The 2,308-nt window shown below is 35.8% G+C and carries 4 protein-coding genes; 2 read left to right on the top strand and 2 right to left on the bottom strand.

Annotation, left to right across the window (positions count from 1 at the left end):
- A partial coding sequence (locus SST111_RS08690) for a putative cross-wall-targeting lipoprotein signal domain-containing proteiin (RefSeq protein WP_142350755.1) occupies positions 1 to 216 on the bottom strand: 216 nt, incomplete at its 3' end.
- A 278-nt stretch (positions 217 to 494) separates the two neighbouring features.
- Between SST111_RS08690 and SST111_RS08680 the strand changes: the two genes are divergently transcribed.
- The gene (locus tag SST111_RS08680) at positions 495 to 1,085 is read left to right on the top strand and encodes a type IV toxin-antitoxin system AbiEi family antitoxin domain-containing protein (RefSeq protein ID WP_044672655.1); all 591 of its coding nucleotides are present in this window, start codon (positions 495 to 497) and stop codon (positions 1,083 to 1,085) included.
- Entirely contained in the window at positions 1,082 to 1,927 is an 846-nt protein-coding gene (locus SST111_RS08675; RefSeq protein WP_099810724.1) for a nucleotidyl transferase AbiEii/AbiGii toxin family protein, read from the top strand. The genes SST111_RS08680 and SST111_RS08675 overlap by 4 nt, the downstream gene beginning before the upstream one ends.
- A gap of 87 nt (positions 1,928 to 2,014) precedes the next feature.
- Here SST111_RS08675 and SST111_RS08670 read toward each other — a convergent pair.
- Positions 2,015 to 2,308: CHAP domain-containing protein (locus SST111_RS08670; protein ID WP_142350744.1), on the bottom strand; the 294-nt coding region annotated here is incomplete at its 5' end.

Raw genomic sequence — 2,308 nt, 5'->3', positions numbered from 1 at the left:
ATTCGTGGCTGGATTTTCCGTTCGTTGAATGGCGGTGTCAACTGATGATGTGACTTCATCAGCATGTGCAACCGTTCCTCCCCAAGCAACAACAGCTGTCACCATGGTTCCAAGGGCAACCGAACATAAAGTACGATATTTTTTACTCTTGCGAAAGACGTGTTTCTCGCCTTTTTCCTGATTGACAAGAAAGTGATGATTACATGTTTTGGTCATAAATAGTCCTTCTTTTCTTTTTTATGTAGCAACAAACTGTCACTCTTTATTAGATACGAGGGCGTTAAGGGAGCACGACAAAAATAGGAGTTTTGACGAAGAACTTTCCGTTCTAGGAGAAACTCTCTTTTTTGAACAGCTCGTAGCCCAAGTTCAATACCATCATAAAAAAGAAGGCTTGATTTTGTTATCACAATAAATTGAGGTAAAAGAAAATGTTGCTTTTATACCACAAATATTGTAAAATTGTAGTGTAAAAGCAACAAGTGGGAGGCCGTATGTCAAAAAAAGAGATTCTACTCGATTTTATAGAAAAGAACAATGGCATTGTCACAAACAAAGATTGTAAAGCACTAGGTATTCCAACAATATATCTGACAAGACTAGAGAAAGAAGGCATTATCTTCCGAGTTGAAAAAGGTATTTTCCTAACCCAAAACGGAGACTATGATGAATACTACTTCTTTCAATATCGTTTTCCTAAGGCTATTTTCTCTTATATTTCGGCACTGTATCTACAACAGTTTACGGATGAAATTCCACAATATTTTGATGTGACAGTTCCTAGAGGCTACCGCTTTAATACTCCTCCAGCAAATCTGAACATTCATTCCGTTTCTAAGGAATATAGCGAACTAGGAATTACACTTGTAAAAACACCTATGGGAAACAAGGTAAGAGTGTATGATTTAGAACGCATTATCTGTGATTTTGTGATTCATCGAGAAAAAATAGATACTGAGCTTTTTGTCAAAACACTTCAACATTATGGAAACTATTCTAAAAAAAATCTTACAAAACTCTATGAATATGCGACAAAAATGAACACCTTGGACAAGGTCAAACAAACTCTGGAGGTCCTAGTATGAATAAAGCTAAGCTAACAGCACTCTGTCATAAAATATCAAAGAATACTGGATTAACCTTTAATTCCGTGATGACCTATTACTTTCTTGAAGTGATTTTGAAAAAATTAAGTCAGAGTACCTACTCAAATCACTATATCTTCAAAGGAGGATTCCTACTATCAAATGTTATCGGAGTTGAATCTCGTAGCACTGTTGATATTGATTTTTTGTTCCATCAAATGACACTCTCAGAAGATACTGTGAAGCAGCAACTCAAGGAAATTTTAGCAGATTCCGAAGAAGGTATATCTTTTGTGATTCAATCAACCACAGCTATAAAAGAAAGTGATGACTATGGTGGCTATCGTGCAACCATTTTATGCCAACTTGAGAATATTAAACAAATTATCCATTTGGATATTGCAACTGGGGATATTGTAACTCCACAGCCTATTACATATGATTACAAAGCTATTTTTAATGAAGACACCTTTCCAATCATTGCTTATACAATTGAAACAATTCTAGCTGAAAAACTCCAAACCATCTATTCACGCAACTTCTTGAACAGCAGAAGCAAAGATTTTTACGATGTTTATATTCTTTCAAAACTGAAGAAAGAAGACATTGACTTCATTCAATTGAAAAATGCCTGTCAGAGAACATTTTCATATCGCGAAACAGAACTCGATTTTGTAAAGATTATTGAACTACTCGAGAGGTTCAAATCTGACCCTATTCAGAATAAACAATGGCAAAATTATTCAAAAAAATATAGCTATACTAAGGGGATTTCACTTGCAGATGTTCTTGATGAGATGATTAGTCTTATTACAATTATTATTTCTACAGACTTTGATTAAAACTTTTATCTGCCCCACTAGGTAATCGTGATAAAAAAATAAAAAAGATATGCTAACATTTATTCATTTTGTTAGCATATCCTTTTTTTATTTCGTCGTATAAGCAAAACTCAAGCTACTATCCACTCCAGATAATTTACGGAAGGTATAGTTTGGATTACCATTGTAATTGGTTTCGGAGATAAGGAATGAGCCATCTGGGTAGACTTTTTCGACGAAAGCCACATGTCCGTACTCTGCTGGTGTGCCATGTCCACCTCCCGCAAATGATAGTATGGCTCCAGCTTGAGGACTTGTCCCTGTCTCTCCACCGAGACTTGCGGCTGTTCGTACCCAATCTTGGCCATTGCCCATGGTACTGATAATTGGAATCTTCTCACC

The organism is Streptococcus suis YS161, assembly GCF_002760245.1.
Classification (GTDB): domain Bacteria; phylum Bacillota; class Bacilli; order Lactobacillales; family Streptococcaceae; genus Streptococcus; species Streptococcus suis_I.
Note: the sequence above shows the minus strand (reverse complement) of the source record. Positions and strands in the feature narration are given on the sequence as shown.